Source organism: Trinickia diaoshuihuensis (assembly GCF_003390925.1).
In the GTDB taxonomy this organism is placed as follows: domain Bacteria; phylum Pseudomonadota; class Gammaproteobacteria; order Burkholderiales; family Burkholderiaceae; genus Trinickia; species Trinickia diaoshuihuensis.
In genome coordinates this window covers 14,960-41,642 of record NZ_QUBS01000070.1, presented here as the reverse complement: position 1 = coordinate 41,642, position 26,683 = coordinate 14,960, and the positions used below count along the sequence as shown (strand labels likewise).

Genomic DNA, 26,683 nt, shown 5'->3' with positions numbered 1-26,683 from the left:
CGGGTTGAAATAGGGCGCTGCGATGGGAAACGAATTGCAGCATCGCACGGTGCTGCTGGAAGAAGCGGTGGATGCGCTGGTCACGCGCGTGGACGGCGTCTATGTCGACGGCACGTTCGGACGTGGCGGGCATAGCCGAGCGGTACTCGCGAGACTGAGCGAGGCCGGGCGGCTGATCGCGTTCGATAAGGACCCGCAAGCGATTGCGACGGCACGCGAGATTGGCGATCCTCGCTTCACGATCGTGCATGAGAGTTTTGCGTCGTTGGCGCCGGCGCTGGCGACGCGGGGTATCGAGCGTGTTGCCGGCGTATTGCTGGACCTGGGCGTGTCGTCGCCGCAACTGGACGACCCCGCGCGCGGTTTCAGCTTCCGCGCGGACGGCCCGCTCGATATGCGGATGGACCCGACGCGTGGCGAATCCGCGGCCGAATGGCTCGCGCGGGCAAGCCAGCAGGAACTGACGGAGGTCATTCGAGATTATGGGGAAGAACGGTTTGCTGTTCAGATTGCAAAGGCGCTTGTTGCTCGCCGGGCAGAGTCCGACCGTCTTGGGCCTCTCTCAAGCACGGGCGAGCTTGCCGAAATCGTGGCTCGCGCAGTCAAGACCCGTGAGAAGGGCAAGGATCCGGCCACCCGCACCTTTCAGGCTATACGGATTCACGTCAATCAAGAGCTTGCGGAGTTGCAAGTCGTTTTAGAGGCGGCATTTGCGTCGTTGGAGCAAGGGGGGCGGCTGGTGGTGATCAGCTTTCATTCGCTCGAGGATCGAATCGTGAAGCGATTCATGCAGGCTCACGCGAGTGGGCCTGCGATCGACCGTCGCTTGCCGATTCGTGCCGTCGATCTGCCCGCCGCTCCTTTGCGAATCATTGGCCGCGTATTTGCCGGCGCCGCCGAACTCGAGGCCAATCCGCGTGCCCGCTCGGCGGTCATGCGCGTCGCGGAGCGCGTCGCGCCATGAGCCGTCTCAACATTTTCCTGCTCATCGTCGTTCTCGGTTGTGCACTTTCCGTCGTCAATGCCACGAATCAGCAGCGGCAACTGTTCGTGCAGCTCGAGCGCGCGCAGTCGGAAGAGCATCAATTGCAGCAGGACTATGCGCAGTTGCAATATCAGCAAAGCGCGCTGTCGAAAACGTCGCGCATCGAGCAGCTCGCGACCGACACGCTGAAAATGCAGCCCGCGTCGACGGGCGAAACGCAATTTCTGACGCTCGCGCCCGGAGCGAACCAAGCCGAGAACGCCCCGATCCCCACGCTGCCCGCGAGCGCACCGCTCGCGCGCGCCGGTAAAGGAACGGCCAATGGCGCGGCCGGCGCCGCTCGTCGAGGAGGCGCGCGATGAAGCACGCCGCCAAGACGAAGGGCGTGACGTTCTCCTCGAGCCCCGTCCTCTCGGTACGTTTGCCGATGTGGCGCTCGAAACTCGTCGTCTTCTTGCTGTTCACCGCCTTCGTCGCTCTCGCCGCGCGCGCCTTCTGGATCCAGGGGCCGGGCAACGCCTTCTATCAGAAGCAGGGTGAAAGCCGCTACGAGCGCACGATCGAGTTGCCCGCCACGCGCGGCAAGATTCTCGACCGCAACGGCCTCGTGCTCGCGACGAGCTTGCCCGTGCGCGCGATCTGGGCGATTCCGGAGTCGGTGCCCGAGGACCTCGATCAGAGCAAGCTCGCCGCGCTCGGCTCGCTGCTGGGCATGACGCAAAAGGAGCTGCGCGCGAAGCTATCCGAGGACAAGACGTTCGTCTACGTGAAGCGCCAAGTGCCCGTCGATATCGCCGCGAAGGTCGATGCGCTCAAGATTCCCGGCATCTATCAGCGTGCCGAGTACAAGCGCTTTTACCCCGAAGGCGAGCTCACGGCCCACTTGGTCGGGTTCACGAACGTCGAGGACGAAGGCCAGGAAGGCGTCGAGCTGTCCGATCAAAAGATGCTCTCCGGCACGCCGGGCATGCGTCGCGTGATCAAGGACCGGCTCGGGCATATCATCGAGGACGTCGATGAGCAGGTCGTGCCGCATAACGGCCAGGACGTCGAACTGTCGATCGACAGCAAGATCCAGTACATCGCGTACTCGGACTTGAAGGCTGCCGTGGAAAAGTCGAAGGCGAAGGCCGGTGCGGCCATGGTCATCGATGTGCGCACAGGCAACGTGCTCGCGCTCGTCAACTATCCGACCTACAACCCGAACGATCGCTCGCACCTCACGGGCGAACAATTGCGCAACCGCGCACTCACCGACGTTTTCGAGCCGGGCTCGATCATGAAGCCGTTTACGGTGTCGCTCGCGCTCGATTTGCACCGCGTGACGCCGAATACCCTCGTGGATACCGGCAACGGCCGCTTCACGCTCGATGGCGCTCCGATTACCGACGACAGCGCCAACGGCGTGCTGACCATCGGCGGCGTGATTCAGAAGTCGAGCAACATCGGCGCGACGAAAATCGCCATGACGCTCAAGCCGGAAGAGATGTGGAATATGTATACCAGCATCGGCCTCGGGCAAGCGCCGAAGGTCGGATTCCCGGGTGCGGCCGCCGGCCGGCTGCGTCCCTGGAAGAGCTGGCGCCGCATCGAGCAGGCGACGATGTCGTACGGCTATGGTTTGTCGGTCTCGCTGTTCCAACTCGCGCGCGCCTATACCGCGATCGCGCACGACGGCCAGATCATGCCCGTGTCGATTTTCAAGACCGATCCGGATCAAGTGGTTACCGGCCCGCAGATCTTTTCGCCGACGACCGCGCGCCAAGTGCGCACGATGCTCGAATCGGTCGTCACGGCCGAAGGCACGTCGCCCGAGGCGGCCGTGCCGGGCTATCGCGTCGGCGGCAAGAGCGGAACCGCATACGTCCATGCGGGGCACGGCTACGACCGGTCGAAGTACCGGGCGTCGTTCGTCGGCATGGCGCCGATGCCGAACCCGCGCATCGTCGTGGCTGTCTCGATCGATCAGCCGACGGCCGGCAGCCACTTCGGCGGCTACGTGTCCGGCCCCGTCTTCTCCGGCATCGTCGGCGACACGCTGCGCGCGCTGAACGTGCCGCCCGATATGCCGATCAAGCAACTCGTCGTCTCCGACGATGCGGCCGCGGCCAAACCCGCCGCCAACGGTAAAACCGCCAACTTCGCGCCGGCGCGGCCGATGAACGTGTCGGCGGCTACCCAAGCTCACCCGGGAGTCGTTCGATGAGTGCGCCCGAAAAACAGGACGCCATGCACCGGGACATCGCCGATGCGCTCGACTGGCTGCGCGCGCATGCGCCGGCCGGCGCGCAATTGCACGGCGACACGCGCACGCTCGCGTCCGGCGATATATTTTTCGCGTACGCCGTGGACGGCGCCGATAGCCGGCCCCATATCGCGAGCGCCTTCGAGCGCGGCGCGGCCGTGGTCCTCTATCAGCCCGAAGGGTTCGCGGGCAATGTCGACGCCGCTCGTTCGCACGCGGTGCCCCACCTCGATCGTCTGGCCGGCGAGATCGCGAGCCGCTGGTACGGCGCGCCGAGCCAGTCGATGCGCACGATCGGCGTGACCGGCACCAACGGCAAGACTTCGTGCTCGCAATGGATCGCCGCGGCGCTGACGGGGCTCGGGGAACCGTGCGCGGTCATCGGCACGCTTGGCACCGGTATGTGGGGGCATCTCGTGCATACCGGGTTCACGACGCCCGATGCGCCGCAAACCCAGCGTTCGCTCGCGCAATTGGCGGCGGCGGGCGCCCGCGCGGTTTCGATGGAAGTGTCCTCGCATGCGCTGCATCAGGGGCGCGTCAACGGCACGGCTTTCGATATCGCCCTGTTCACGAATCTGACGCAAGATCACCTCGACTATCACCGCACGTTCGAAGCGTACGAGGCCGCCAAGGCGAAACTGTTCGATTGGCCGACGCTCAAGACGGCGGTCATCAATCGTGACGATGCCGCCGGGCGCCGGTTGATCGAGCGGACGCAGGCGCGCATGCCGACGATCGTCTACGGCATCGGGGCGACGAGCGATGCGCCGAGCGCCCATGCCGCGCTCGTGGCGACGAACGTGCGCGCCACGGCCACCGGCACCGCGTTTCATTTGTCGTCGGATTGGGGTGCGGCCGAGGTCGAAGTCGGCACGCTCGGCGAATTCAACGTCAGCAACCTGCTCGGCGTGCTCGGCGCCTTGCTGGCCGCCGATGTTCCGTTGAGCGATGCGCTGGCGCAGCTCGCCAAGCTCGAACCCGTCAACGGCCGCATGCAGCGTCTCGGGGGGCGTATCGCGAGCGACGAGCCGCTCGTCGTCGTCGACTATGCCCATACGCCCGACGCGCTCGAAAAGACGCTCGCCGCGCTGCGGCCGATGGCCCAAGCGCGCGGCGGCCAGCTCGTCTGCATGTTCGGCTGCGGCGGCGATCGCGATGCGACCAAGCGTCCGCTGATGGGGGCGATCGCCGAGCGGCTGGCCGATGCCGTCGTCGTCACGAGCGATAACCCGCGCAGCGAGGATCCCGCGTCGATCATCGACCAGATCGTCGCGGGCATGGCGGACCCGGACCGGGCGCGCCGGATCGAGGATCGTGCGAACGCGATCTTGCAAGCGGTGCGCGGCGCGGCCCGCGAGGATGTCGTACTGCTGGCCGGCAAGGGCCACGAAGCCACACAGGAAATCATGGGCAAGAAACGCGTGTTTTCGGACCAAGATCACGCGCGTCTCGCATTGGCGGCGCGTGCGACGCATCCGCGGGGAGCCGAGCAATGACGATGCTTTCGCTGGCCGAAGCCGCGCAACTGATCACAGGCGCCACCGTCCATGGCGATGGCGCGACCGTCTTCGAACGGATCGGCACCGACAGCCGGACCACGGGCCCCGGCGAGTTGTTCGTCGCGCTGAAGGGCGAGCGCTTCGACGCGCATGACTTTTTGTCCGACGTTCGCGCGCGCGGCGCGAGTGCGGTGCTGGCCTCGCGACTGCCCGAGGATTGGCGCTCGCCGGCACTCGTGGCACCCGACACGCGCGCGGCGCTCGGCGAGCTCGCGCGCGGCTGGCGCCGCCGCTTTGCGTTGCCGCTCGTCGCCGTGACGGGCAGCAACGGCAAGACGACGGTCAAGGAGATGATCGCGTCGATTTTCGCGCAAGCCGTCGGCGAATCGGCGCGGCTCGCGACGGCCGGTAACTTCAACAACGACGTGGGATTGCCGCTGACGTTGCTGCGTTTGAATGCGGCGCACCGGCTCGCCGTCATCGAAGTCGGCATGAATCATCCGGGCGAAACCGACGTCCTCGCGAAGATCGCGCTGCCGACGATCGCCCTCGTGAACAACGCGCAACGCGAGCATCAGGAATTCATGGCCACGGTGGAAGCGGTCGCGCTCGAACACGCGAGCGTGATCCACGCGTTGCCGGCCGAGGGCATCGCGGTGTTCCCGGCCGACGACGCCTATGCCGGAATCTGGCGCATCGCGGCGACAGGGAACCGTATCGTGGACTTCGCGCTCGAAGACGCTTCGCAGAATGGAACCGCGGCCGGTGCGGCGGTGCGAGGCGTGCTCGAAGGCAACCGTTTGCGCGTGCGCACGCCCGCGGGTGCGTTCGAAGCGGCGTTGCAAGTGCTCGGCGAGCACAACGCGCGCAATGCGTTGGCCGCCACGGCCGCGGCCGTCGCCGCCGACGTGCCGCTCGAGGCGATCGCGCGCGGGTTGGAAGCGTTCACGCCCGTGAAGGGGCGGTTGCAAACGAAACGTGCGATCGCCGGCTCGCTCGCCGGCGCGGCCGTCATCGACGACACCTACAACGCGAACCCCGACTCCATGCGCGCTGCGATCGATGTGCTGGCCGCATCGCCGGCGCCGCGCGTGCTCGTCATGGGCGATATGGGCGAAGTGGGCGATAACGGCACCCAATTTCACCGCGAAGTGGGCGCCTACGCGCGCGAACGCGGCATCGACGCGCTCGTTGCGCTCGGCGACGCGACGCGCGAGTCGTGCGCGGCCTTCGACGCGGGGGCGGGCAGCGGCGCGGCTCAGGCCGGCGCCCGCCACTTCGAGGACGTGGCTGCACTCGTCGAGTATTTGTTGCAGGCGGGTTTTGGAGCGAGCGCGACGCTGCTCGTGAAAGGCTCGCGCTTTATGCGGATGGAGCGCGTCGTCGAGGCGCTGACCGTCCAATCGTCACCCGTCGTGCCGGGCGCCGCGCCCCGCACGCATTGAAAGAGAAGGACAAGCATGCTGCTGGTGCTGGCGCAATGGCTGCAGAACGACGCAAGCTTTTTGCGCGTATTCGGCTATCTGACGTTTCGCGCGGTGATGGCAACCATCACCGCGCTCGTGATCGGGCTCGTCTGCGGGCCGTGGGTGATCCGTAAGTTGACCGAAATGAAGGTGGGCCAGGCCGTGCGCACCGACGGCCCCAAGACGCACCTCGTCAAATCGGGCACGCCGACGATGGGCGGCGTGCTGATTCTGATCGGCATCGCCGTTTCGACGCTGCTGTGGGCCGATCTGACGAATCGCTTCATTTGGATCGTGATCCTCGTCACGTTCGGCTTCGGCGTCATCGGTTGGGTGGACGATTACCGCAAGGTCGTCTACAAGGATCCGCGCGGCATGTCGTCGCGCGAGAAGTATTTCTGGCAATCCGTGATCGGTTTGTTCGCCGCCGTCTATCTGGCCTTCAGCGTCTCCGAGGCGAGCAACGTGCGCGTATTCGACCTGTTCATGGCTTGGGTGCGCAGCGGCTTGTCGATGGGGCTGCCCGCGCGCGCCGACTTGATGCTGCCGTTTTTGAAATCGATCAGCTACCCGCTGGGCGTGTGGGGCTTCATCGCGTTGACCTACTTGGTCATCGTCGGAGCGAGCAATGCGGTGAATCTGACCGACGGTCTCGACGGCCTCGTGATCATGCCCGTCGTCCTCGTCGGCGCTTCGCTCGGCGTCTTCGCCTATGTGATGGGCAGCTCGGTCTATTCGAAGTACCTGCTGTTTCCGCATATTCCCGGCGCGGGCGAGTTGCTGATTTTTTGCTCGGCGATGGGCGGGGCTGGGCTCGCCTTCCTCTGGTACAACACGCACCCCGCGCAAGTTTTCATGGGCGACGTCGGGGCGCTCGCGCTCGGCGGCGCGCTCGGGACGATCGCCGTGATCGTGCGCCAAGAGATCGTGCTCTTCATCATGGGCGGCATTTTCGTGGCCGAGACGCTCTCGGTGATGCTTCAAGTCGTGTGGTTCAAATACACGAAAAAGCGCTATGGCGAAGGGCGGCGCATCTTCAAGATGGCGCCGCTGCACCACCATTTCGAGTTGTCCGGCTGGAAGGAGACGCAAGTCGTCGTCCGCTTTTGGATCATTACGTTGATGCTCTGTCTATTCGGGCTCTCGACGTTGAAGCTGCGCTAAGCGCCGCGCGGCAAACGCAAAGGAAAAGGGAAAGCAAGCGATGTTCGGCGAGATGTTTCGTGATCGGCAAAGGCCGATGGTGCTCGTGCTGGGGCTCGGTGAGTCGGGCCTTGCGATGGCGCGCTGGTGCGCGCGCCAGGGGTGCCGTTTGCGCATCGCCGATACGCGCGAGGCGCCGCCGAATCTGCCGGCGCTCGCGACGCACGGACTCGACGCTCAGTTCGTTGGCGGCGCGTTTTCGCCGGCGCTGCTCGACGGCGGGATCGAACTCGTCGCGCTGAGCCCGGGCTTGTCGCCGCTCGCACAGGACCTCGTCCCGCTCATCGCGAGCGCGCGCGAACGCGGTATTCCGGTCTGGGGCGAACTCGAATTTTTCGCGCAGGCGCTCGCGCATCTCGGCGAAAGCGGATACGCCCCGAAGGTCGTCGCGATCACCGGCACGAACGGCAAGACTACGACGACGAGCATGACGGGGCTGCTATGCGAGCGCGCCGGCAAAAAGGTGGCGGTCGCCGGCAACATCAGCCCGTCGCTGCTCGACCGCTTGATGGATGCCATCGATGCGGCGGCGTTGCCTGAGGTGTGGGTGCTCGAGCTGTCGAGCTTCCAACTCGAGACGACCGTCTCGTTCGCTCCCGACGCGGCAACCGTGCTCAACATCACGCAAGATCACCTCGACTGGCACGGCGGTCTCGATGCCTACGCCGCCGCGAAGGGCCGCATTTTCGGGCCGAATACGGTGCGCGTGCTCAATCGCGACGATCCGCGCACCATGGCGCTCGCTCCGCGTGCCGATGCGGCCGGGCAAACGCCGGCGCCGTGCATTACGTTCGGATTGAACGAGCCCACGCGTCTGGGCGACTACGGGCTCGTGCTCGAAAACGGCATCAATTGGCTTGCGCAGGCGCGCGAGCGCGAGCCGTCGGACGAAACGGCGAGCCCGCGCCGTCGCAAGCAAGAAGCGCCCGCGCCCGCGGATCTCGCCATGACGCGCTTGATGCCCGCCGACGCACTGCGCATCCGCGGGTTGCATAACGCCGCGAACGCGCTGGCGGCATTCGCTCTGGCGCGCGCGATCGGATTGCCGGCCGCGCCGTTGCTGCACGCCTTGCGCGAGTATCGCGGCGAGCCGCATCGCGTCGAGTTGATTGGGTCCATCGACGGCATCGACTTCGTCGACGACAGCAAGGGCACGAACGTCGGAGCGACCGTCGCCGCGCTCGACGGCTTGGCGCAGCGCGTCGTGTTGATCGCCGGCGGAGACGGCAAGGGCCAGGATTTCGCGCCGCTCGTGCGCCCGGTCGCGCGTTGGTGCCGCGCCGTCATGTTGATCGGACGCGACGCGCCGCAACTTCGCGCCGCGCTCGCCGAGACGGGCGTCGCGCTCGTCGATCAGCCCACGCTCGAAGCGGCGACGCATGCCGCTTTCGCGCTCGCCGAGCCGGGCGATGCCGTGCTCCTCTCGCCGGCCTGCGCGAGCCTCGATATGTTCACCAACTATGCGCACCGCGCGGCCGTGTTCCATGACACGGTCGAGGAGATTGCGGCGCAGCGGGGGACGATGCTATGAGTTGGCTCGATCGGTTCGGCCCGGGCCTGGCGCCGCAGCGCGATAGCGCAGGCGGCGCTAGGCCGGCGAAAACGGCCGGCGTCGCTTCCTCGGGGGCGGGTGGCCTCGCGAGCGCGGTCAGCGGGATGCGCCCCGTGCGTTCGCGCATGCTCGATTACGATCACGCGCTGCTGTGGGTGGCGATCGCGCTGCTCGCGCTTGGCGTCGTGATGGTCTACTCGGCGTCGATCGCCATGCCCGATTCGCCGAAGTATGCGGCTTATCACACCTATGCATTCTTGATGCGCCACACGATTTCGCTCGCCATCGCTTCGATGGTCGCGATCGTGACGTTCAGGATTCCCATTTCGGTGTGGGACAAGTATGCGCCCAAGCTATTCTTGCTCGCGCTCTTCGCGCTGGTGATCGTGCTCGTGCCGCACATCGGCAAGGGCGTAAACGGCGCGCGCCGCTGGATTCCGCTCGGCCTCATGAACATGCAGCCGTCGGAGATCATGAAGCTCGCCGTCACGATCTACGCGGCGAACTACACCGTGCGCAAGCAAGAGCACATGCACAGTTTCGCCAAGGGCTTTTTGCCGATGGGCTTCGCGGTCGGCGTCGTCGGCGCGCTGCTGCTGCTCGAACCCGATATGGGCGCGTTCATGGTCGTCGCGGCCATCGCGATGGGCGTGCTCTTTCTCGGCGGCGTGAACGGCAAGCTATTCGGCGGCCTCGTCGCCACGGCCGTCGGCACGTTTTCGATATTGGTCTGGGCGTCTCCCTGGCGGCGCGAGCGGATCTTCGCCTACCTGGACCCATGGGACGATCGCTACGCGCAAGGCAAGGCGTATCAATTGACGCACTCGCTGATCGCGTTCGGCCGCGGCGAGTGGTTCGGCGTCGGCCTCGGCGGCAGCGTCGAAAAACTCAACTATCTGCCCGAAGCGCATACCGACTTCATTCTCGCCGTGATCGGCGAGGAGTTCGGTTTCGTCGGCGTGCTCGTCGTTATCTTGCTGTTCTACTGGATCGTGCGCCGTGCGTTCGAGATCGGCCGGCAAGCGCTTGCGCTCGATCGCACGTTCGCGGGATTGGTGGCCAAGGGCATCGGCTTGTGGTTCGGCGCTCAAACGTTCATCAATATGGGCGTGAACCTGGGTCTGCTGCCGACCAAGGGGCTCACGCTGCCGCTCGTCAGCTACGGCGGTTCGGGGATCGTGCTCAACTGCGTTGCGCTCGCGGTGCTGATGCGGGTGGACTACGAGAATCGCGTGCTGATGCGTGGGGGGAAAGTATGAGCAGCACGCCGCAACACACGCTCTTGGTGATGGCCGGCGGCACCGGGGGGCACGTGTTCCCGGGGCTCGCGGTGGCCCACCGTATGCGCGCGTGGGGCTGGCGCGTCGTCTGGCTCGGCAATCCGTCGGGCATGGAGGCATCGCTCGTGCCCAAGCATGGCTTGCCGATCGAATTCGTCCGTTTCGGCGGGTTGCGCGGCAAGGGGCTCAAGACGAAGCTCATGCTGCCGCTGAATTTGCTGCGCGCCTGCTTGGAAAGCGCACGGGTGCTCAAACGCGTGCAGCCCGATGTCGTGCTCGGGATGGGCGGGTATATCACGTTTCCGGCGGGCGTCATGACGGCGCTGACCGGGCGTCCGCTCGTGCTGCACGAACAGAACTCGGTGGCGGGGCTGGCGAACAAAGTGCTCGCCAAGCTTGCCCGCCGCGTGCTGGTCGCGTTCCCGGACACGCTGCCCGGCGCCGAGTGGACTGGCAACCCGCTGCGCGATGAGCTGTGCCATGCGCAAGAACCGAAAGCTCGTTATGCGAGTCGCACCGGACCGCTGCGCGTGCTCGTCGTCGGCGGCAGCCTCGGCGCCGCGGCGCTCAACGAATGCGTGCCGCGCGCGCTGGCTTTGCTTGGTGCGCACGAGCGTCCCCACGTCGTTCATCAGGCGGGGGCGAAGCATATCGACGCGCTGCGCGCCAATTACGTCCAAGCCGGCTTCGAACCGGGCGAGGCATTGCGCCTCGTGCCGTTCATCGACGACATGGCCGCCGCATACGGCGAAGCCGACCTCGTCATTTGCCGCTCCGGCGCGATGACGGTGGCTGAGGTGGCGGCCGTCGGCGTGGCGGCGCTGTTCGTGCCGTTCCCGTACGCGGTGGACGACCACCAAAGCACGAACGCGCAGTTCCTCGCGTCGCAAAACGCGGCCGTGCTCGTGCAGCAACGCGACTTGTCGCCCGAAAACCTCGCGGATTGGCTGCGCAGCCAGACGCGCGAAACGCTCGCCGAGATGGGCGAGCGCGCGCGCTTGCTGGCCAAGCCCGAAGCCACCGATCGCGTCGCGCAAGTTTGCGCGGCCGTGGCGCTCGCGCGCCGAGAAGGAAGGTCATGAAACACATCGTCAAACATATTCACTTCGTCGGCATCGGCGGCGCCGGCATGAGCGGTATCGCGGAGGTGCTCGTCACGCTCGGCTATCGCGTGAGCGGATCGGATCTCGCCCGCAGCGCCTCGACCGACCGGCTGGCCTCGCTCGGCGCACGCATCGAAATCGGCCACGCCGCCGAGCACATCGGCGATGCGGATGCCGTCGTCGTTTCCACGGCCGTGCGCAGCGACAACCCCGAAGTGCTGGCCGCGCGCCGCAAGCACGTGCCGATCGTGCCGCGCGCCGTGATGCTGGCCGAACTGATGCGGCTCAAGCAGGGCATCGCGATCGCCGGTACGCACGGCAAGACCACGACGACGAGCCTCGTCGCGAGCGTGCTCGCGGCGGGCGGGCTCGACCCGACGTTCGTCATCGGCGGACGCCTGACGAGCGCGGGCGTCAATGCGCGTCTGGGCACGGGTGATTTCATCGTGGCCGAAGCCGACGAGTCGGATGCCTCGTTCTTGAATTTGCTGCCCGTGATCGAAGTCGTCACGAACATCGACGAAGATCACATGGACACGTACGGGCACGACTTCGCCCGGCTCAAACAGGCGTTCATCGAATTCACGCACCGGTTGCCGTTCTACGGGATCGCCGTGCTCTGCGTCGATTGCACGAACGTGCGCGAGATCCTGCCGTTCGTCTCCAAGCCCGTGATTCGCTATGGGTTCGCGCCCGATGCGCAAGTGCGCGCGATCAACGTGCTGGCCCGCGACGGCAAGATGCATTTCACGGCGGTACGCGAAGGCGCGGCGCCGCTCGACATCGTGCTGAACATGCCGGGCACGCATAACGTGCAAAACGCACTGGCCGCGATCGCGATCGCGACCGAACTCGAGATCGCCGATGCCGACATTCAGCGGGCGTTGGCCGAGTTCACGGGCGTGGGGCGGCGCTTTCAGCGCTACGGCGAAATGCCGGCGGCCGGCGGCGGGCACTACACGCTGATCGACGACTACGGGCATCACCCCGTGGAGATGGCGGCGACGATCGCTGCCGCGCGCGGGGCATTCCCGGGTCGGCGGCTCGTGCTCGCCTTCCAGCCGCATCGCTATACGCGCACGCGCGATTGCTTCGAGGATTTTGTCGGCGTGCTCTCGGGCGTCGATGCGCTCGTGTTGACGGAGGTGTACGCGGCCGGCGAATCGCCGATCGTGGCGGCCGACGGTCAAGCGCTCGCGCGCGCGGTGCGTGCGACGGGCAAGGTGGATCCGGCATTCGTCGCGACGATCGACGACGTGCCGCAGGCGCTGTCGACGCTCGCGCGCGACGGCGACGTGGTGATCACGATGGGCGCGGGCTCGATCGGCACGGTGCCGGGCCGCCTCGTTCAAGAACTAAAGGTTAGAGATGAGTAGCATCGATCCGAAACGTTTCGGCAAAGTGGCCGTCTTGCTCGGGGGCGAATCCGCCGAGCGCGAAGTGTCGCTCAAATCCGGCTCGCTCGTGCTGAAGGCGCTGCGCGACGCGGGCATCGACGCACATCCGTTCGATCCGTCGGAGCGGCCCCTGTCCGCGCTCAAGGACGAGGGCTTCGCGCGCGCGTTCATCGCGCTGCACGGCGGTTATGGCGAGAACGGCCAGATCCAGGGCGCGCTCGACTTTTACGGCATCCGCTACACGGGTCCCGGCGTGCTCGGCTCGGCGCTCGGTCTCGACAAATTCCGCACGAAGCTCGTGTGGCAACAGCTCGGCGTGCCCACGCCGCCGTTCGAGGCGGTCATGCGCGGCGACGACTACGCCGCGCGCGCCGCTCAGATCGTCGCCAAACTCGGCTTGCCGCTGTTCGTGAAGCCCGCGAGCGAGGGGTCGAGCGTGGCCGTCACCAAGGTGAAGAGCGCCGACGCGCTGCCGGCCGCGCTCGAGCAAGCCGCGAAGTTCGACAAGATCGTCGTCGTCGAAAAGAGCATCGAGGGCGGCGGCGAGTACACCGCATGCATCGCGGGCGACCTCGATTTGCCGATCATCAAGATCGTGCCGGCCGGGGAGTTTTACGACTATCACGCGAAGTACATCGCCGACGATACGCAGTACCTGATCCCGTGCGGCCTGCGTGCCGAGGAAGAAACGCGCCTGAAGGCGCTCTCGCGCCGCGCTTTCGAGGTCCTCGGCTGCACCGATTGGGGCCGCGCCGACTTCATGCTCGATGCGAACGGCAACGCGTATTTCCTCGAGGTGAACACGGCGCCGGGCATGACCGATCATTCGCTGCCGCCGAAGGCGGCGCGTGCGGTCGGCATCAGCTATCAGGAACTCGTCGTCGGCGTGCTCGCCTTGACGCTTTCGGACTGATCGCCGGCCATGTGGAACAACGTACGCCAACTGAACCTCGCCGCCAACGCGCTTTATGCGCTGTGGGCGCTGGTGCTCTTGGCGGCTGGCGCGTATTGGCTGATGCAGCGCCCGGCGTTCGCGCTGCATACGATCGCGATCGGCGGCGACACCGAGCACATCAACGCGCCGACGGTGCGCGCCGGCGTGGTGGGGCATTTGAAGGGCAATTTCTTCACGGTCGATCTGGACAGCGCGCGGGCGGCATTCGAGCAGATGCCGTGGGTGCGCCGCGCGAGCGTGCGGCGCGTCTGGCCCAACGCACTCGCGGTCACGTTGGAGGAGTACAAGCCGCTCGCCACCTGGGGCAGCGATCAGCTCGTCAGCGTCGACGGCGAGCTGTTCACGGCGAACCAGGGCGAACTCGATCAAGACCTGCCCGCGTTCAACGGACCGAACGGGACCGAGAAGGAAGTCGTCGCACGCTACTTCGATTTCAAGAAGTGGCTCGCGCCGCTCGGAGCGACGCCCGACGAGGTGACGCTCTCGCCGCGCTATGCGTGGACGGTGAAACTGTCGAACGGCACGCAGATCGAGTATGGCCGGGAGCGCAACCCGCAAACGCTGGCCGAGCGCAGCCATCGGCTCAGCGCGGCATGGGGCGCGGTCACGGCGCGCTGGGGGAACGATATCGAATACGCTGATTTGCGTTATCCGAACGGCTTTGCGATTCGCGCCGCGGGGATGCGCTTCATCGGCAATGCGACCGCGGGCAAACCCGCGGCGAAGTAAACACACGCAATGAGCACGCTATGAGTAAAGACTACAAGGATCTGCTGGTTGCCCTGGACATCGGTACGGCCAAGGTCGTCGCGATTGTCGCCGAGTTGCGCGGCGAGGGTCACTACGAGGTGATCGGGCTCGGGCAAAGCGAATCGAAGGGTCTGAAAAAGGGCGTCGTGGTGAACATCGAGGCCACGGTGCAGTCTATTCAGCGCGCGCTCGAGGAAGCCGAGTTGATGGCCGACTGCAAGATCACGAACGTTTTCACGGGGATCGCCGGCAGCCACATTCGCAGCTTCAATTCGAGCGGCATGGTGGCGATCAAGGACAAGGAGGTGACGCAGGCCGACGTCGCGCGCGTGATCGAGACCGCCAAGGCGATCAACATCCCGACCGATCAGCAAGTGCTGCATATCCTCACGCAGGAATTCATCATCGACGGCCAAGAAGACGTGCGCGAGCCGATCGGGATGAGCGGCATTCGCCTCGAAGTGAAGGTGCACATCGTGACGGGCGCCGTATCGGCCGCGCAGAACATCGTCAAATGCGTGCGCCGTTGCGGGCTCGAGGTCAACGACCTGATCTTGCAACCGCTCGCCTCGTCGCTGGCTGTCTTGACCGAGGACGAGAAAGAACTGGGCGTCGTGCTCGTCGATATCGGCGGCGGCACGACCGATATCGCGATCTTCAGCGAAGGCGCGATTCGCCACACGGCCGTGATTCCGATCGCGGGCGACCAGATCACGAGCGATATCGCGATGGCCTTGCGCACGCCGACGCCCGATGCCGAGGACATCAAGGTCAGCTACGGCATCGCGAAGCAGGCGCTGGCCGATCCCGATGAAATGATCGAAGTGCCGGGGCTCGGCGAACGCGGTCCGCGCACGCTGTCGCGCCAGGCGCTCGCGGCGGTGATCGAGCCGCGCGTGGAGGAGTTGTTCTCGCTCGTGCATCAAGTCGTGCGCGAGTCCGGTTACGAGGAACTCTTGAGCTCCGGGATCGTTCTGACGGGCGGTGCTTCGATGATGCCGGGCATGGTCGAACTCGGCGAAGACATTTTCCTGAAACCGGTGCGCATCGGCGTACCGGAATATGCGGGCGGTCTGGCCGACGTCGTGCGCAATCCGCGCTATTCGACGGCGATGGGCTTGCTCGTGGAGGGCTCGTCGCAGCGGATGCGCGGGCGCAAGGTTGCGGTGCAGTCCGGCTCGATGGGGCAGGTCTTCTCGCGAATGAAGGACTGGTTTTTGGGCAATTTTTAACGATCGAAAACGGCCCAACGCGCGTCGCTGCGATGCGCTTCGGGCAGGCAGTGAAAGCGCGGGTGCCGGCGGCTCGCGTGCGGCAAGGGGTTGCCCGATTCCTTGTCGAATAACGGCCGATCAGCAGGATTATTTCTTGACGGAGGCAATATGGAATTCCAGATGTTGGAAACGGAAACCAACGGCACCATCATCAAGGTGGTGGGCGTTGGCGGTGCGGGCGGCAATGCCGTCGCGCACATGATCAGCAAAGGGGTGCAGGGCGTCGATTTCGTCGTCATGAACACCGATGCGCAAGCGTTGTCGCGCTCGCGCGCGCCGAACGTGATTCAGCTCGGCAACACCGGTCTAGGCGCGGGCGCGAAGCCCGAGATGGGACGTGCGGCGGCCGAAGAAGCGCGCGAGCGGATCGCCGATGCGTTGCGTGGCGCGCACATGGTGTTCATTACCGCCGGCATGGGCGGCGGCACGGGTACGGGCGCGGCGCCCGTGGTCGCGCAGATCGCCAAGGAAATGGGCATCTTGACCGTGGGCGTCGTGAGCAAGCCTTTCGAATTTGAAGGCGGCAAGCGCATGCGCGTGGCGGAAGCAGGTTCGCAGCAACTGGAGGATCACGTCGACTCGCTGATCGTCGTTCTGAACGACAAGCTGTTCGAGGTGATGGGCGATGACGCCGAGATGGACAAGTGCTTCCAGTGCGCGGACGACGTTCTGAACAACGCGGTGGCCGGCATTGCCGAAATCATCAACGTCGACGGGCTCGTGAACGTCGACTTCGAAGACGTGAAGACGGTGATGGGCGAGCAAGGCAAGGCGATGATGGGCACGGCCACGGTGGCCGGCGTCGATCGCGCCCGCCTGGCTGCGGAGCAAGCCGTGGCGAGCCCGCTCCTCGAAGGCGTCGATCTGTCGGGCGCGCGCGGCGTGCTCGTGAACATCACGTCGAGCCGCTCGCTGCGTCTGTCGGAAACGCGCGAAGTGATGAACACGATCAAGAGCTACGCCGCGGAAGACGCAACGGTCATCTTCGGCGCCGTCTACGACGACGCGATGGGCGATGCGCTGCGCGTAACGGTGGTGGCGACGGGTCTGGGCCGCGCCGCCGCGAGCGCCGCGAAGAAGCCGCAAGCGGCGCCGATGACGCTGCTGCGCACGGGCACGGACAATCAGCCGGTGATGCAGCACGGCTACGCGCAACCGGCGCATGCGAACACGGCCGACTACGGCGCGTTCGATACGCCGGCCGTGTGGCGCAATTCGCGCGAAACGGCGGCTTCGCACGTGCAGGCTCTGCAGGAAAAGGGCGTCGACACGTACGACATCCCCGCGTTCCTGCGTAAGCAGGCCGACTAAGCGGCGCGTTCGCCCGCGCGCGCTTCGCGCGTCGCGTGAGGCGTTGGAAGGCGACATGAACGGCAACGGCGTCAGGCGGCTTCGTCCTGTCGGACGACCGGGCGCGGCCACCGCTCGCAGCGCGCAAGCGACGCGGGTGGATCGGCTGTCGGCGCGCCCGAGACCGGGCGGCGCGGCGCGCGCGAGGGCGACACGTCCCGCGCACGGATGCGCTCTAACGGTCTGCGACAGACGGATCTGGCAGCGAGCAAGCCGCTGACCGCGCTGCGCCGCGTCAAGTCAGGGCCGCGGGCAGAAAGAGCGGCGCCGGCATTGACCGCGCGTTGGCGCGGCCGGGCGTTCGGGGCATCGCGGGCAAGATGTTCCGGACAACGGCTTCGTCGAAACGAGCCGAGCGATGACGCTCGCTTGGCCGGGAGCCTTCGCGCCGCCGACACGGCGTTGCGCGCGGGCAACGCGTGCGCCGCGCATTTTGTGACGGTCCGTTACGGGCCGGCGGCCGGGAATGCCTCCGTTCCGGCCGCCGGCTTTGTTTTGTCGATTGCGGTAACCGGGGGAAACAGATTGATACGTCCGCGGAAATGAACGCATCCGCCGGATGCGGTATAATTCGCGCTATGGACTAAAAAATACCGATTGAGAATAGCAATCGAACCGACGGAATCATGTTGAAGCAACGCACCATCAAATCGATCGTCAAGACGGTCGGCATCGGCTTGCACTCAGGGCGCAAGGTCGAGCTGACGCTGCGCCCGGCTGCCGCCAACACCGGGATTGTGTTCTCGCGCATCGATTTGGCCACGCCCGTGGACATTCCGGCGCGGGCGCTGTCGATCGGCGACACGCGCCTTGCCTCGGTGCTGCAAAAAGACGGCGTGCGGGTCTCGACGGTCGAGCATTTGATGTCGGCCTGCGCGGGCCTCGGCATCGACAATCTATATGTCGACGTCACGGCCGAGGAAATTCCGATCATGGATGGCAGCGCCGCCTCGTTCGTGTTTCTGATCCAATCGGCCGGCATCGAAGAACAGAACGCGCCCAAGAAGTTCATCAAGGTCGTCAAGCCCGTCGAAGTACGCGAGGGCGACAAATTCGCGCGCCTCGATCCGTATTTCGGCTTCAAGCTCAAGTTCACGATCGATTTCAGTCATCCGGCCGTCGATAAGACCGGCCAAGCGCTCGAAGTCGATTTCGCGACGACCTCATACGTTCGCGAGATCGCGCGGGCGCGCACGTTCGGCTTCGCCCATGAAGTCGAAATGCTGCGCGAGCTCGGCTTGGCCCGGGGGGGGACGTTGGACAATGCGATCGTGCTCGACGACTACCGCATCTTGAACAATGACGGTCTTCGCTACGACGATGAGTTCGTCAAACACAAGATGCTCGATGCGATCGGCGATCTTTATGTCGTCGGCCACCCGTTGCTGGCGTCGTACACGGCGTATAAATCAGGGCACGGCTTGAACAACGCGCTGCTGCGCGAATTGCTCGCCCACGAGGACGCCTACGAAGTGCTCAGTTTCGACGACGTGCGGCAGGCGCCGCGCGGTTTCGGCTACGAGGCGCAGACGGCGTTCGCCTGATCCGCCCCGACGGCGCGCCGGTCGTCATACCCATCTAGATGATGTCTACGCTAAGCGGCCTGCGGGCCGCTTAGTCGTTTTGGTCGACCGGTTTGCCGTGGCGCGCGGCCATCTTCGCGAGCGCGGCCTGGAGCGGCGAGGGCGCAAGCGTGCGGCTCAGCGCTTGAAGGGCGGCGGCGCCGGCCGGCGTCATCCGGGCTTGCTTCGGCGCCGGCGGCTCGGCCATCGGCCGGGGCCGCACTTTGATCGCGAGCGTGCGCACCGGCCAGCCGCGTTGCTGCAACTCCGAAAGCAGCCGCGGTTCGACCTGCCGCAAACGCGCCGCGAGGGCACTGTGCGCCGCGAACAGGGTCAGCGCGCCGTCCTTGATGAAGCCGGGTTCGACGTTGGCAGAGAGATAATCGGGCAGCAATTGCGCCAAGTCGCGTTCCAACGCCGATATTTGCTCGACGCCCGCGCGCAGCGCCGCGAACGCATCGGTGCGGCCGAGCAGTTCCGAGACGGCCTGCGGCCTGCGCGGCGCGGCAAATTTGGAAAAAGACGAAAAGCGGCTCATGGCGCGATTGTACCGCCCGCGAGCACGCTGCGGACACGGTACATTAAGGCCCGCGTGCTAAAATGCGCGATTCGAATTCACTCATGGAATAAGCCGCCGAGGCTATCCGAACCCGGGCGTCCGCCGTGTCTCTTCAGAGACCGCGGCCGCCCGACCGAAGCCGCGACGCATACTCGACCCGATGACCACCGGTTTTCTCCAAAAGATCTTTGGCAGCCGCAATCAGCGTCTCGTCAAGCAGTATCAAAAGACCGTCGCGGTGATCAATGCGCTCGAGCCGCAAATCGAGCAATTGACGGACGACCAACTGCGCGCGAAAACGGATGAATTCCGCCAGCGCGTGGCGAGCGGCGAGTCGCTCGACAAACTGCTGCCCGAAGCGTTCGCCGTATGCCGCGAGGCGAGCCGCCGCGTGCTGAAGATGCGTCACTTCGACGTGCAGCTCATCGGGGGCATGGTGCTGCATTACGGCAAGATCGCCGAAATGCGCACGGGCGAGGGCAAGACGCTCGTCGCCACGCTGGCCGCTTACCTGAACGCGCTGTCGGGGCGCGGCGTGCACGTCGTGACGGTGAACGACTACCTGGCGGAGCGCGATGCCGAGTGGATGGGGCGGCTGTATAACTTCCTCGGCCTGTCCACCGGCATCAATCTGTCGCAGATGGACCACGAGTCGAAGCAGCAGGCGTACGCCGCCGACATCACTTACGGCACGAACAACGAATTCGGCTTCGATTACCTGCGCGACAACATGGTCTACGAGACCAGCGCGCGGGTGCAGCGTTCGCTGAACTTCGCGATCGTCGACGAAGTCGATTCGATCTTGATCGACGAAGCGCGCACGCCGCTGATCATTTCCGGCCAAGCGGAAGATCATACGGAGCTGTACGTTCGAATGAACGCTCTGCCGCCGCTGCTCGAGCGTCAAATCGGCGAAGAGAAGGCCGACGGCACGGGCATCGAAAAGCCGGGCGACTATACGCTCGACGAAAAGGGCCGGCAGGTCTTCCTGACCGAATCGGGTCATGAAAAGGCCGAGCGTCTGCTCGCCGAGTGGGGCCTGATCGGCGAGGGCGAGAGCCTGTACGCCGCGCAGAACATCACGTTGATGCACCACGTCTATGCGGCGCTGCGCGCGCATACGCTGTTCTTCCGCGATCAGCACTACGTCGTGCAAAACGGCGAAGTCGTCATCGTCGACGAATTCACGGGCCGCTTGATGGCGGGCCGCCGCTGGTCCGACGGCTTGCACCAAGCCGTCGAAGCGAAGGAACACGTGAAGATTCAGAGCGAGAATCAAACGCTCGCCTCGATTACGTTCCAGAATTACTTCCGCATGTACGGCAAGCTCTCGGGCATGACGGGCACGGCCGATACGGAAGCGTACGAATTCAACGAGATCTACGGGCTCGAGACGGTTGTCATTCCGACGAACCGTCCGCCGAAGCGGATCGACCGTCAAGACCAGATCTACAAGACGGCCAAGGAACGCTACGACGCCGTCATCCGCGACATCCGCGAATGCTACGAGCGCAACCAGCCGGTGCTCGTCGGTACGACCTCGATCGAGAACTCCGAGCTGCTGTCGTCGCTGCTGACCAAGGCAGGCTTGCCGCACGAAGTGCTCAATGCGAAACAGCACGCGCGCGAAGCGGCGATCGTGGCGGAAGCCGGGCGGCCGAAGCGCATCACGATCGCGACGAACATGGCCGGCCGCGGTACCGACATCGTGCTCGGCGGCAACGCGGAGAAGCAGGCCTCGCTGATCGAAGCGGACCCGTCGATTCCGGCCGAGGAAAAGGCGCGGCGCATTCAAGCGCTGCACGACGAATGGCAAGCGCTGCACGATCAAGTGAAGGCCGCGGGCGGCTTGCACATCATCGGCACCGAGCGTCACGAGTCGCGCCGTATCGACAATCAGTTGCGCGGCCGCGCGGGCCGTCAAGGCGATCCGGGCTCCTCGCGCTTTTATTTGTCGCTCGAAGATCCGCTGCTGCGCATTTTCGCGGGGGACCGCGTGCGCGCGATCATGGATCGCCTGCGCATGCCCGAGGGCGAGGCGATCGAGGCGGGCATCGTCACGCGTTCGATCGAATCGGCGCAGCGCAAGGTCGAGGCGCGCAACTTCGACATTCGTAAGCAACTGCTCGAATACGACGACGTCGCCAACGATCAGCGCAAGGTCATCTATCAGCAACGCAACGAGTTGCTCGAGGCGCACGACATCACCGAAACGATTACGGCGATGCGCCATGCGGTCATCACCGACGTCGTGCATGAGCACATCCCGGCGGGCAGCATCGAGGAACAATGGAATGCGCCCGAGCTCGAGGAAGCGCTACGTAAAGATTGGCAGCTCGACCTCGCCGTTCAGGAGATGATCAACGAATCGCAGTCGCTCGATGCGGACGATATTCTCGAAGCCGTGATCGCCGCGGCGGACGAAGCCTATGAGGCGAAAGTCGCGCTCGTCGGCCGCGAGGCGTTCAGCTCGTTCGAGCGCTCGATCATGCTGCAGACGCTCGACCGTTGCTGGCGCGAGCACCTGGCCGCGCTCGACCACTTGCGTCAGGGCATCCATCTGCGCGGCTATGCGCAACAAAACCCGAAGCAAGAGTACAAGCGCGAAGCGTTCGAGTTGTTCGAGACGCTGCTCAATATCGTGAAGACGGAAGTGACGCGCATCGTCATGAACGTCCAGATCCAATCGCCGGAACAACTCGAAGAGGCCACCGAGCAGTACGAAGAACAGGGAAGCCATCTCGAGAACGTGGAGTTCCGTCACGCCGAGTTTGCCGAAGCGGGCGCTGCCACGGCCGCGACCGAGTCGGCGGACGCCGCCGCGGCCGATATGGTCGGCCAAGCCATGAGCCATGGCGCGCATGCGGCCGGCGCCGCGGCGACCGCGGCCGTGGCCGGCACGGGCGGCGTGCCGAAGGTTGGCCGCAATGATCCCTGCCCGTGCGGCAGCGGCAAGAAGTACAAGCAGTGTCACGGCAAGCTCGCTTAACCGGAACTCCAGACCATGGCCGTCAATTTTCCCTCGATCGATCCCGCTCAACTCCATCCGGTCCCCGGCGTGACGCTCGGCTACGCGGAGGCGAACATCCGCAAGCCGAACCGGAAGGACGTGCTCGTCATTTCCGTCGATGAAGGCGCGACGGTAGCGGGTGTATTTACGTCGAACCGCTTCTGCGCCGCGCCGGTCACGGTGTGCCGCGAGCATCTCGCTCTCGCGCGGGAAGCGAAGGGGGCCAAGGGGATTCGCGCGCTCGTCGTCAATACGGGCAATGCGAACGCGGGCACCGGCGAACCGGGCCTCGCACATGCGCGCGAAACCTGCGACGAGTTGGCGCGCCTGGCCGGTATCGCCCCGCAGCAAGTCCTGCCGTTCTCCACGGGCGTGATCCTCGAACCGCTACCGGTCGATCGCCTCAAAGCCGGTTTGCCGGCCGCGCTGGAGCGCCGCGCGGCGGCGCACTGGTATGAGGCGGCGCAAGCCATCATGACGACCGATACGCTGCCGAAGGCGGCATCGGCCAAAGTCACGATCGACGGCCACACGGTCACGCTCACCGGTATCAGCAAGGGCGCGGGCATGATCAAGCCGAACATGGCGACGATGCTCGGTTTTCTCGCGTTCGATGCCGCACTCGCGCAGGACGTCCTCGATACGCTCGTCAAGGACGTCGCCGACCGGTCATTCAACTGCATCACGATCGACGGCGATACGTCGACGAACGATTCCTTCATCTTGATCGCTACGGCCAAGTCGAGCCTGCCGGCGATCACGTCGATCGATGCGCCGGCCTACGCGGCGTTGCGCGATGCGGTCGTGCGCCTGGCGCAGACGTTGGCGCAACTGATCGTACGCGACGGCGAAGGGGCGACGAAGTTCATGACCGTGCAAGTCGAAGGCGGCGCGAACGAGGCCGAGTGCCGGAAGATCGCCTATGCGATCGGCCACTCGCCGCTCGTGAAGACGGCGTTTTATGCGTCCGACCCGAACCTCGGGCGGATCCTGGCCGCGATCGGTTATGCGGGCATCGACGATCTCGATGTCGGCAAGATCGACCTCTATCTCGGCGACGTGCACGTCGCGAAGGCCGGCGGCCGTCATCCCGATTATCGCGAGGAGGACGGACAGCGTGTCATGAAGGAAAGCGAAATCACGATTCGCGTGGTCCTCGGCCGTGGCAATGCTCAGGCCACGATCTGGACTTGCGATCTATCGCACGACTACGTTTCGATCAACGCCGATTACCGTTCCTGATCCGTGCGCGGCCGCGTGCTGGCGGCTGCGCACCGATCAACGCGGCGCGCGTCGGCGCCCGATGCTTCACCGCTCATCGCTCATGGACAAACTCGAACAGTTTTTGACGCGCGCCGAGGCATTGCTCGGCCGTCTTGAAGGCATGCTCCCGCCGGCGGCGCCGGACGTCGACTGGTCGGCTGCCGTCGCGTTCCGTTGGCGCAAACGCCAAGGCCGCGGCTATTTGCAGCCCGTCCCGGCTATTTCGTCGATCTCTCTGGCCGATTTGCAAAACATCGATCGCCAAAAGGCCCTAATCGAACAGAACACGCGTCAGTTCGTGAACAAGCATCCGGCGAACAACGTGCTGTTGACGGGGGCGCGCGGGACCGGCAAGTCGTCGTTGATCAAAGCCTGCCTGAACGCCTACGCGAAAGACGGTCTGCGCCTGATCGAGGTCGACAAGGACGATTTGCACGATCTGGGCGACATTACCGAGCTCATTGCATCGCGGCCCGAGCGGTTCATCGTGTTTTGCGACGACCTTTCGTTCGAGGAAGGCGAATCGGGCTACAAGGCATTGAAGGTTGCGCTCGACGGCTCCGTATCGGCGCAATCCGATAACGTCCTCATCTATGCGACGTCGAACCGCCGGCATTTGCTGCCCGAGTACATGAGCGACAACGAGACGTACAAGCACACGTCCGACGGCGAGATTCATCCGGGCGAGGTCGTCGAGGAAAAGATTTCGCTCTCCGAGCGCTTTGGCCTGTGGGTTAGCTTCTACCCGTTCAAGCAAGACGATTACCTGACGATCGTCGGCCATTGGCTGCGCCATTTCGGCTGCAGCGACGAAGAGGTCGCGAATGCGCGCGGCGACGCGCTCGTCTGGGCGCTCGAGCGCGGATCGCGCTCGGGTCGTGTGGCTTGGCAATTTGCCCGCGATTGGTCGGGCCGTAGGACGCCGGCATGAGCGCGAAGCCAAACGGCATGGAAGCTGCCGCCGATCGCGCGCCCGACGGACGCCCTGTGACCGAGGTGGCCGTAGGCGTCGTCGTCCATCCCGACGGACGGTATTTGCTCGCGCAGCGGCCTCCCGGCAAGCCTTACGAGGGCTATTGGGAATTTCCGGGCGGCAAGCTCGAACGGGGTGAGACCGTCGAAGCGGCGCTGTCGCGCGAGTTGCATGAGGAACTCGGGATCACGCTGACGGCTTGCCATCAATGGCATACGCTCGAGCACGATTACCCGCACGCCTACGTGCGGCTGTACTTTTGCAAGGTGACGGGCTGGACCGGCGAGCCGCATGGACGCGAGGGCCAGGCGTTTAGCTGGCAGCGTCTGCCCGTCGAGGTGGCGCCGCTGTTGCCCGCGGCCATCCCCGTGCTGGAGTTGCTCGCGGCCGAATGACCGGGCGGCGGCCGCCGCTCAGTTCAGATCGCCGTGCTTATCCTCGTCCGAGGGCGGATCCTCGTCGGTGCCGCCGATGCGGTACTTCTCATTGGCCCACGCGCCGAGGTCGATCTGCTTGCATCGTTCGGAGCAGAACGGCCGGAAACGGTTTTCGGGCGTCCAGCGGACATCTTTCCCGCAGGTCGGGCATTTGACGACGGTAACCATACTGTCAGGCAATCATGAGTAGGCTGCCGCGCACGGGCGCGGCAGCGACGAATTTCGCGCGATGAAACTTGCCGCGCATTCGATCAAAGGCTGCACAGCGTCAATTGGAACGGCACGTCCACATCGACGGCGCGCGGACGCAAATCCCCATCTTGTACCGTGAAGCGCACCCACAGCATGTACTTGTTGGCACTGGCTTCGGGAATGACACGCAGCTCGGGCGACACGCGCACCTGCATGAGCTGGTAGGTCCGGCCCGATAGCATTTGCTGGTAGCTGCCCTGCATCGCCATGACTTTCGATGCTTGACCCGACTCGCGGGCGAGCCGCAGTACGATCGAGGCGGCATCGCGCAGCGGCAGCAGCGGCGTGATCCATTTGGCGATGTCTTGGCGGCGCTGGTCGGGATGCAAGTGCTGCCACGCGTAGTACGAGGGCAAGTCGAACTCGCAGGTGCCGCCGGGGATGATCGCGCGGCTGCGGATGCTCGCTAGCCACTCGTTATCGGTCAGATGCTGACCGGTCTTGCCCTGCATCTGTGCCAAACCGGCGAGCGTCTGCTCGATTTCGCCCAGCACCGCCTCGAGGGCGTTCTGCTCGATCCCGGGATTGCCGCGGAACGGCGCGAGGGTTTGCCGCTGCCGCTCCAGTTCTTTCATCAAGTCCGACTTGAGGTCCGCCCGGCCGGTGACTTCTGCGATTTCGAACAGCGTCGTCAGTGCGACGTGGTGCTCCCGCGGGTCATCTTGATTCAAAAAGAACGTAAAGCGCTCGAACAAATCTTCGAGACGCAGCAGTGTGCGAATTCGCTCGTTGAACGGATACTCGTAAAGAATCAAGCGGGCTCGCCCCTGACGTCGTGGGTGGTGGGATTGCAGCACATTCTAATGCCCCGGATTGACCCCGGCAATCACGGAATCGGGCACTTTTTACTGGTTTTTCGTTAGATTGAACCGTCGGCGAACGTATACGGCGTATCGTCCCGCGCGTTCGAGATCTTGGGTTTCGAACGTGCCTCGTGTTCTACCCGCGGACCGCTAAGCCGGTGCGGCGCCGGCGAGTGACAAATAGTGCCGGTGAAGGACGTGCACTTCGCGTGCCAGGGCGTCGAGCGGCGTCGCGTCGTTCACGATGACGTCGTCCGCCGCCGCAAGGCGTGCCTCGCGCGTGGCCTGGCGCGCGATGATCGCGAGTACTTGTTCGCGTGAAAACGCGTTGCGCCGCATGACGCGTTCGATTTGCGTCTCCACGTCGCAGTCGACCACCAGCACGCGATCGACGCGCGAGCGCCATGTGCCCGATTCGACCAGCAGCGGCACGACGACGATGACGTAAGGGCCGATTGCCGCTTCGCGTTCGCGCTCGGTTTCGGATCGAATCAATGGATGGGTGATGGCCTCGAGCCGGGCTTTGGCCGTGTCGTCGGAAAACACCAAGGCGCGCATTCTGGCGCGATCGAGTGAGCCGTCGGGCGCGACGAATTGCGGTCCGAACGCTTGCTCGATCGCACCCATCGCCGCGCCGCCAGGCGCCGTGATGCGATGCGCGATCGCATCGGTGTCGACAACAGCGACGCCGTGCGTGGCGAACAGATCGGCGATCGTGGATTTGCCGCTACCGATTCCCCCCGTGAGTCCGACGGCGAACAT

At 65.1% G+C, this 26,683-nt stretch carries 23 protein-coding genes; 19 read left to right on the top strand and 4 right to left on the bottom strand.

Annotation, left to right across the window (positions count from 1 at the left end):
• The first annotated feature begins 22 nt into the window (after positions 1-22).
• From rsmH to lpxC, 15 genes are all read left to right on the top strand, one after another.
• Positions 23-964, top strand: a complete 942-nt coding sequence (gene rsmH, locus DXT59_RS14175; RefSeq protein ID WP_116137526.1) for a 16S rRNA (cytosine(1402)-N(4))-methyltransferase RsmH — start codon at positions 23-25, stop codon at positions 962-964.
• Entirely contained in the window at positions 961-1,347 is a 387-nt protein-coding gene (gene ftsL, locus DXT59_RS14170; protein ID WP_116137525.1) for a cell division protein FtsL, read from the top strand. The genes rsmH and ftsL overlap by 4 nt, the downstream gene beginning before the upstream one ends.
• Positions 1,344-3,191 carry a peptidoglycan D,D-transpeptidase FtsI family protein gene (locus DXT59_RS14165; protein WP_116137524.1) on the top strand — a complete coding sequence of 616 codons (1,848 nt, stop codon included), beginning with the start codon at positions 1,344-1,346 and terminating at the stop codon, positions 3,189-3,191. Before ftsL ends, DXT59_RS14165 begins: the two co-directional genes overlap by 4 nt.
• The gene (locus DXT59_RS14160) at positions 3,188-4,729 is read left to right on the top strand and encodes a UDP-N-acetylmuramoyl-L-alanyl-D-glutamate--2,6-diaminopimelate ligase (protein ID WP_116137523.1); all 1,542 of its coding nucleotides are present in this window, start codon (positions 3,188-3,190) and stop codon (positions 4,727-4,729) included. The genes DXT59_RS14165 and DXT59_RS14160 overlap by 4 nt, the downstream gene beginning before the upstream one ends.
• Positions 4,726-6,177 (top strand): UDP-N-acetylmuramoyl-tripeptide--D-alanyl-D-alanine ligase, encoded by a 1,452-nt coding sequence (locus DXT59_RS14155; protein ID WP_116137522.1) that lies wholly within the window; start codon positions 4,726-4,728, stop codon positions 6,175-6,177. The genes DXT59_RS14160 and DXT59_RS14155 overlap by 4 nt, the downstream gene beginning before the upstream one ends.
• Positions 6,178-6,192: 15 nt before the next feature.
• On the top strand, positions 6,193-7,362 hold the full coding sequence (mraY, locus tag DXT59_RS14150; RefSeq protein WP_102643975.1) for a phospho-N-acetylmuramoyl-pentapeptide-transferase: 1,170 nt from the start codon (positions 6,193-6,195) through the stop codon (positions 7,360-7,362).
• A gap of 40 nt (positions 7,363-7,402) precedes the next feature.
• Positions 7,403-8,932: a UDP-N-acetylmuramoyl-L-alanine--D-glutamate ligase gene (murD, locus tag DXT59_RS14145; protein ID WP_162878073.1), complete on the top strand. Its 1,530-nt coding sequence runs from the start codon at positions 7,403-7,405 to the stop codon at positions 8,930-8,932.
• Positions 8,929-10,212 carry a putative lipid II flippase FtsW gene (gene ftsW, locus DXT59_RS14140; protein WP_116137521.1) on the top strand — a complete coding sequence of 428 codons (1,284 nt, stop codon included), beginning with the start codon at positions 8,929-8,931 and terminating at the stop codon, positions 10,210-10,212. Before murD ends, ftsW begins: the two co-directional genes overlap by 4 nt.
• Complete coding sequence (gene murG / locus DXT59_RS14135) at positions 10,209-11,315, top strand: undecaprenyldiphospho-muramoylpentapeptide beta-N-acetylglucosaminyltransferase (RefSeq protein ID WP_116137520.1); 1,107 nt, start codon at positions 10,209-10,211, stop codon at positions 11,313-11,315. Before ftsW ends, murG begins: the two co-directional genes overlap by 4 nt.
• Entirely contained in the window at positions 11,312-12,712 is a 1,401-nt protein-coding gene (gene murC, locus DXT59_RS14130) for a UDP-N-acetylmuramate--L-alanine ligase (RefSeq protein WP_116137519.1), read from the top strand. The genes murG and murC overlap by 4 nt, the downstream gene beginning before the upstream one ends.
• Complete coding sequence (locus DXT59_RS14125) at positions 12,705-13,646, top strand: D-alanine--D-alanine ligase (protein WP_116137518.1); 942 nt, start codon at positions 12,705-12,707, stop codon at positions 13,644-13,646. The genes murC and DXT59_RS14125 overlap by 8 nt, the downstream gene beginning before the upstream one ends.
• Before the next feature lie 9 nt (positions 13,647-13,655).
• Positions 13,656-14,417, top strand: a complete 762-nt coding sequence (locus tag DXT59_RS14120; protein ID WP_116137517.1) for a cell division protein FtsQ/DivIB — start codon at positions 13,656-13,658, stop codon at positions 14,415-14,417.
• Positions 14,418-14,437: 20 nt separating this feature from the next.
• A complete protein-coding gene (gene ftsA, locus DXT59_RS14115) occupies positions 14,438-15,670 on the top strand; it encodes a cell division protein FtsA (protein WP_116137516.1) in 1,233 nt (410 codons plus the stop codon).
• 150 nt (positions 15,671-15,820) lie between these two features.
• Positions 15,821-17,023 (top strand): cell division protein FtsZ, encoded by a 1,203-nt coding sequence (gene ftsZ / locus DXT59_RS14110; RefSeq protein WP_116137515.1) that lies wholly within the window; start codon positions 15,821-15,823, stop codon positions 17,021-17,023.
• Between the two features lie 665 nt (positions 17,024-17,688).
• Positions 17,689-18,606, top strand: coding sequence for a UDP-3-O-acyl-N-acetylglucosamine deacetylase (lpxC, locus tag DXT59_RS14105; RefSeq protein WP_116137514.1), 918 nt, complete (start codon positions 17,689-17,691; stop codon positions 18,604-18,606).
• 70 nt (positions 18,607-18,676) lie between these two features.
• Here the strand turns inward: lpxC and DXT59_RS14100 are convergent, their stop codons facing one another.
• Positions 18,677-19,162: a DciA family protein gene (locus DXT59_RS14100; RefSeq protein WP_116137513.1), complete on the bottom strand. Its 486-nt coding sequence runs from the start codon at positions 19,160-19,162 to the stop codon at positions 18,677-18,679.
• 181 nt (positions 19,163-19,343) lie between these two features.
• Here DXT59_RS14100 and secA point away from each other — a divergent pair, with 181 nt between their 5' ends.
• The 4 genes from secA (at position 19,344) to DXT59_RS14080 (ending at position 24,824) form a co-directional block, all read left to right on the top strand.
• Positions 19,344-22,172, top strand: a complete 2,829-nt coding sequence (secA, locus tag DXT59_RS14095) for a preprotein translocase subunit SecA (RefSeq protein WP_116137512.1) — start codon at positions 19,344-19,346, stop codon at positions 22,170-22,172.
• A 15-nt stretch (positions 22,173-22,187) separates the two neighbouring features.
• Positions 22,188-23,435 carry a bifunctional glutamate N-acetyltransferase/amino-acid acetyltransferase ArgJ gene (gene argJ, locus DXT59_RS14090; RefSeq protein ID WP_116137511.1) on the top strand — a complete coding sequence of 416 codons (1,248 nt, stop codon included), beginning with the start codon at positions 22,188-22,190 and terminating at the stop codon, positions 23,433-23,435.
• Between the two features lie 82 nt (positions 23,436-23,517).
• Complete coding sequence (locus DXT59_RS14085; RefSeq protein ID WP_116137510.1) at positions 23,518-24,387, top strand: ATP-binding protein; 870 nt, start codon at positions 23,518-23,520, stop codon at positions 24,385-24,387.
• A 17-nt stretch (positions 24,388-24,404) separates the two neighbouring features.
• Positions 24,405-24,824 (top strand): NUDIX domain-containing protein, encoded by a 420-nt coding sequence (locus DXT59_RS14080; RefSeq protein WP_420823390.1) that lies wholly within the window; start codon positions 24,405-24,407, stop codon positions 24,822-24,824.
• A gap of 18 nt (positions 24,825-24,842) precedes the next feature.
• On the opposite strand, the gene yacG is transcribed toward DXT59_RS14080, so the two are convergent.
• The 3 genes from yacG to coaE form a co-directional block, all read right to left on the bottom strand.
• Positions 24,843-25,034: a DNA gyrase inhibitor YacG gene (yacG, locus tag DXT59_RS14075; RefSeq protein ID WP_116137508.1), complete on the bottom strand. Its 192-nt coding sequence runs from the start codon at positions 25,032-25,034 to the stop codon at positions 24,843-24,845.
• 83 nt (positions 25,035-25,117) lie between these two features.
• On the bottom strand, positions 25,118-25,873 hold the full coding sequence (gene zapD, locus DXT59_RS14070) for a cell division protein ZapD (RefSeq protein WP_116137507.1): 756 nt from the start codon (positions 25,871-25,873) through the stop codon (positions 25,118-25,120).
• A 198-nt stretch (positions 25,874-26,071) separates the two neighbouring features.
• Complete coding sequence (coaE, locus tag DXT59_RS14065) at positions 26,072-26,683, bottom strand: dephospho-CoA kinase (RefSeq protein ID WP_116137531.1); 612 nt, start codon at positions 26,681-26,683, stop codon at positions 26,072-26,074.

Bases quoted from the DNA above. Each gene is read 5' to 3' on its own strand.
- rsmH (WP_116137526.1), top strand. From the start codon at position 23: ATGGGAAACGAATTGCAGCATCGCACGGTGCTGCTGGAAGAAGCGGTG.
- ftsL (WP_116137525.1), top strand. From the start codon at position 961: ATGAGCCGTCTCAACATTTTCCTGCTCATCGTCGTTCTCGGTTGTGCA.
- DXT59_RS14165 (WP_116137524.1), top strand. From the start codon at position 1,344: ATGAAGCACGCCGCCAAGACGAAGGGCGTGACGTTCTCCTCGAGCCCC.
- DXT59_RS14160 (WP_116137523.1), top strand. From the start codon at position 3,188: ATGAGTGCGCCCGAAAAACAGGACGCCATGCACCGGGACATCGCCGAT.
- DXT59_RS14155 (WP_116137522.1), top strand. From the start codon at position 4,726: ATGACGATGCTTTCGCTGGCCGAAGCCGCGCAACTGATCACAGGCGCC.
- mraY (WP_102643975.1), top strand. From the start codon at position 6,193: ATGCTGCTGGTGCTGGCGCAATGGCTGCAGAACGACGCAAGCTTTTTG.
- murD (WP_162878073.1), top strand. From the start codon at position 7,403: ATGTTCGGCGAGATGTTTCGTGATCGGCAAAGGCCGATGGTGCTCGTG.
- ftsW (WP_116137521.1), top strand. From the start codon at position 8,929: ATGAGTTGGCTCGATCGGTTCGGCCCGGGCCTGGCGCCGCAGCGCGAT.
- murG (WP_116137520.1), top strand. From the start codon at position 10,209: ATGAGCAGCACGCCGCAACACACGCTCTTGGTGATGGCCGGCGGCACC.
- murC (WP_116137519.1), top strand. From the start codon at position 11,312: ATGAAACACATCGTCAAACATATTCACTTCGTCGGCATCGGCGGCGCC.
- DXT59_RS14125 (WP_116137518.1), top strand. From the start codon at position 12,705: ATGAGTAGCATCGATCCGAAACGTTTCGGCAAAGTGGCCGTCTTGCTC.
- DXT59_RS14120 (WP_116137517.1), top strand. From the start codon at position 13,656: ATGTGGAACAACGTACGCCAACTGAACCTCGCCGCCAACGCGCTTTAT.
- ftsA (WP_116137516.1), top strand. From the start codon at position 14,438: ATGAGTAAAGACTACAAGGATCTGCTGGTTGCCCTGGACATCGGTACG.
- ftsZ (WP_116137515.1), top strand. From the start codon at position 15,821: ATGGAATTCCAGATGTTGGAAACGGAAACCAACGGCACCATCATCAAG.
- lpxC (WP_116137514.1), top strand. From the start codon at position 17,689: ATGTTGAAGCAACGCACCATCAAATCGATCGTCAAGACGGTCGGCATC.
- DXT59_RS14100 (WP_116137513.1), bottom strand. From the start codon at position 19,162: ATGAGCCGCTTTTCGTCTTTTTCCAAATTTGCCGCGCCGCGCAGGCCG.
- secA (WP_116137512.1), top strand. From the start codon at position 19,344: ATGACCACCGGTTTTCTCCAAAAGATCTTTGGCAGCCGCAATCAGCGT.
- argJ (WP_116137511.1), top strand. From the start codon at position 22,188: ATGGCCGTCAATTTTCCCTCGATCGATCCCGCTCAACTCCATCCGGTC.
- DXT59_RS14085 (WP_116137510.1), top strand. From the start codon at position 23,518: ATGGACAAACTCGAACAGTTTTTGACGCGCGCCGAGGCATTGCTCGGC.
- DXT59_RS14080 (WP_420823390.1), top strand. From the start codon at position 24,405: ATGGAAGCTGCCGCCGATCGCGCGCCCGACGGACGCCCTGTGACCGAG.
- yacG (WP_116137508.1), bottom strand. From the start codon at position 25,034: ATGGTTACCGTCGTCAAATGCCCGACCTGCGGGAAAGATGTCCGCTGG.
- coaE (WP_116137531.1), bottom strand. From the start codon at position 26,683: ATGTTCGCCGTCGGACTCACGGGGGGAATCGGTAGCGGCAAATCCACG.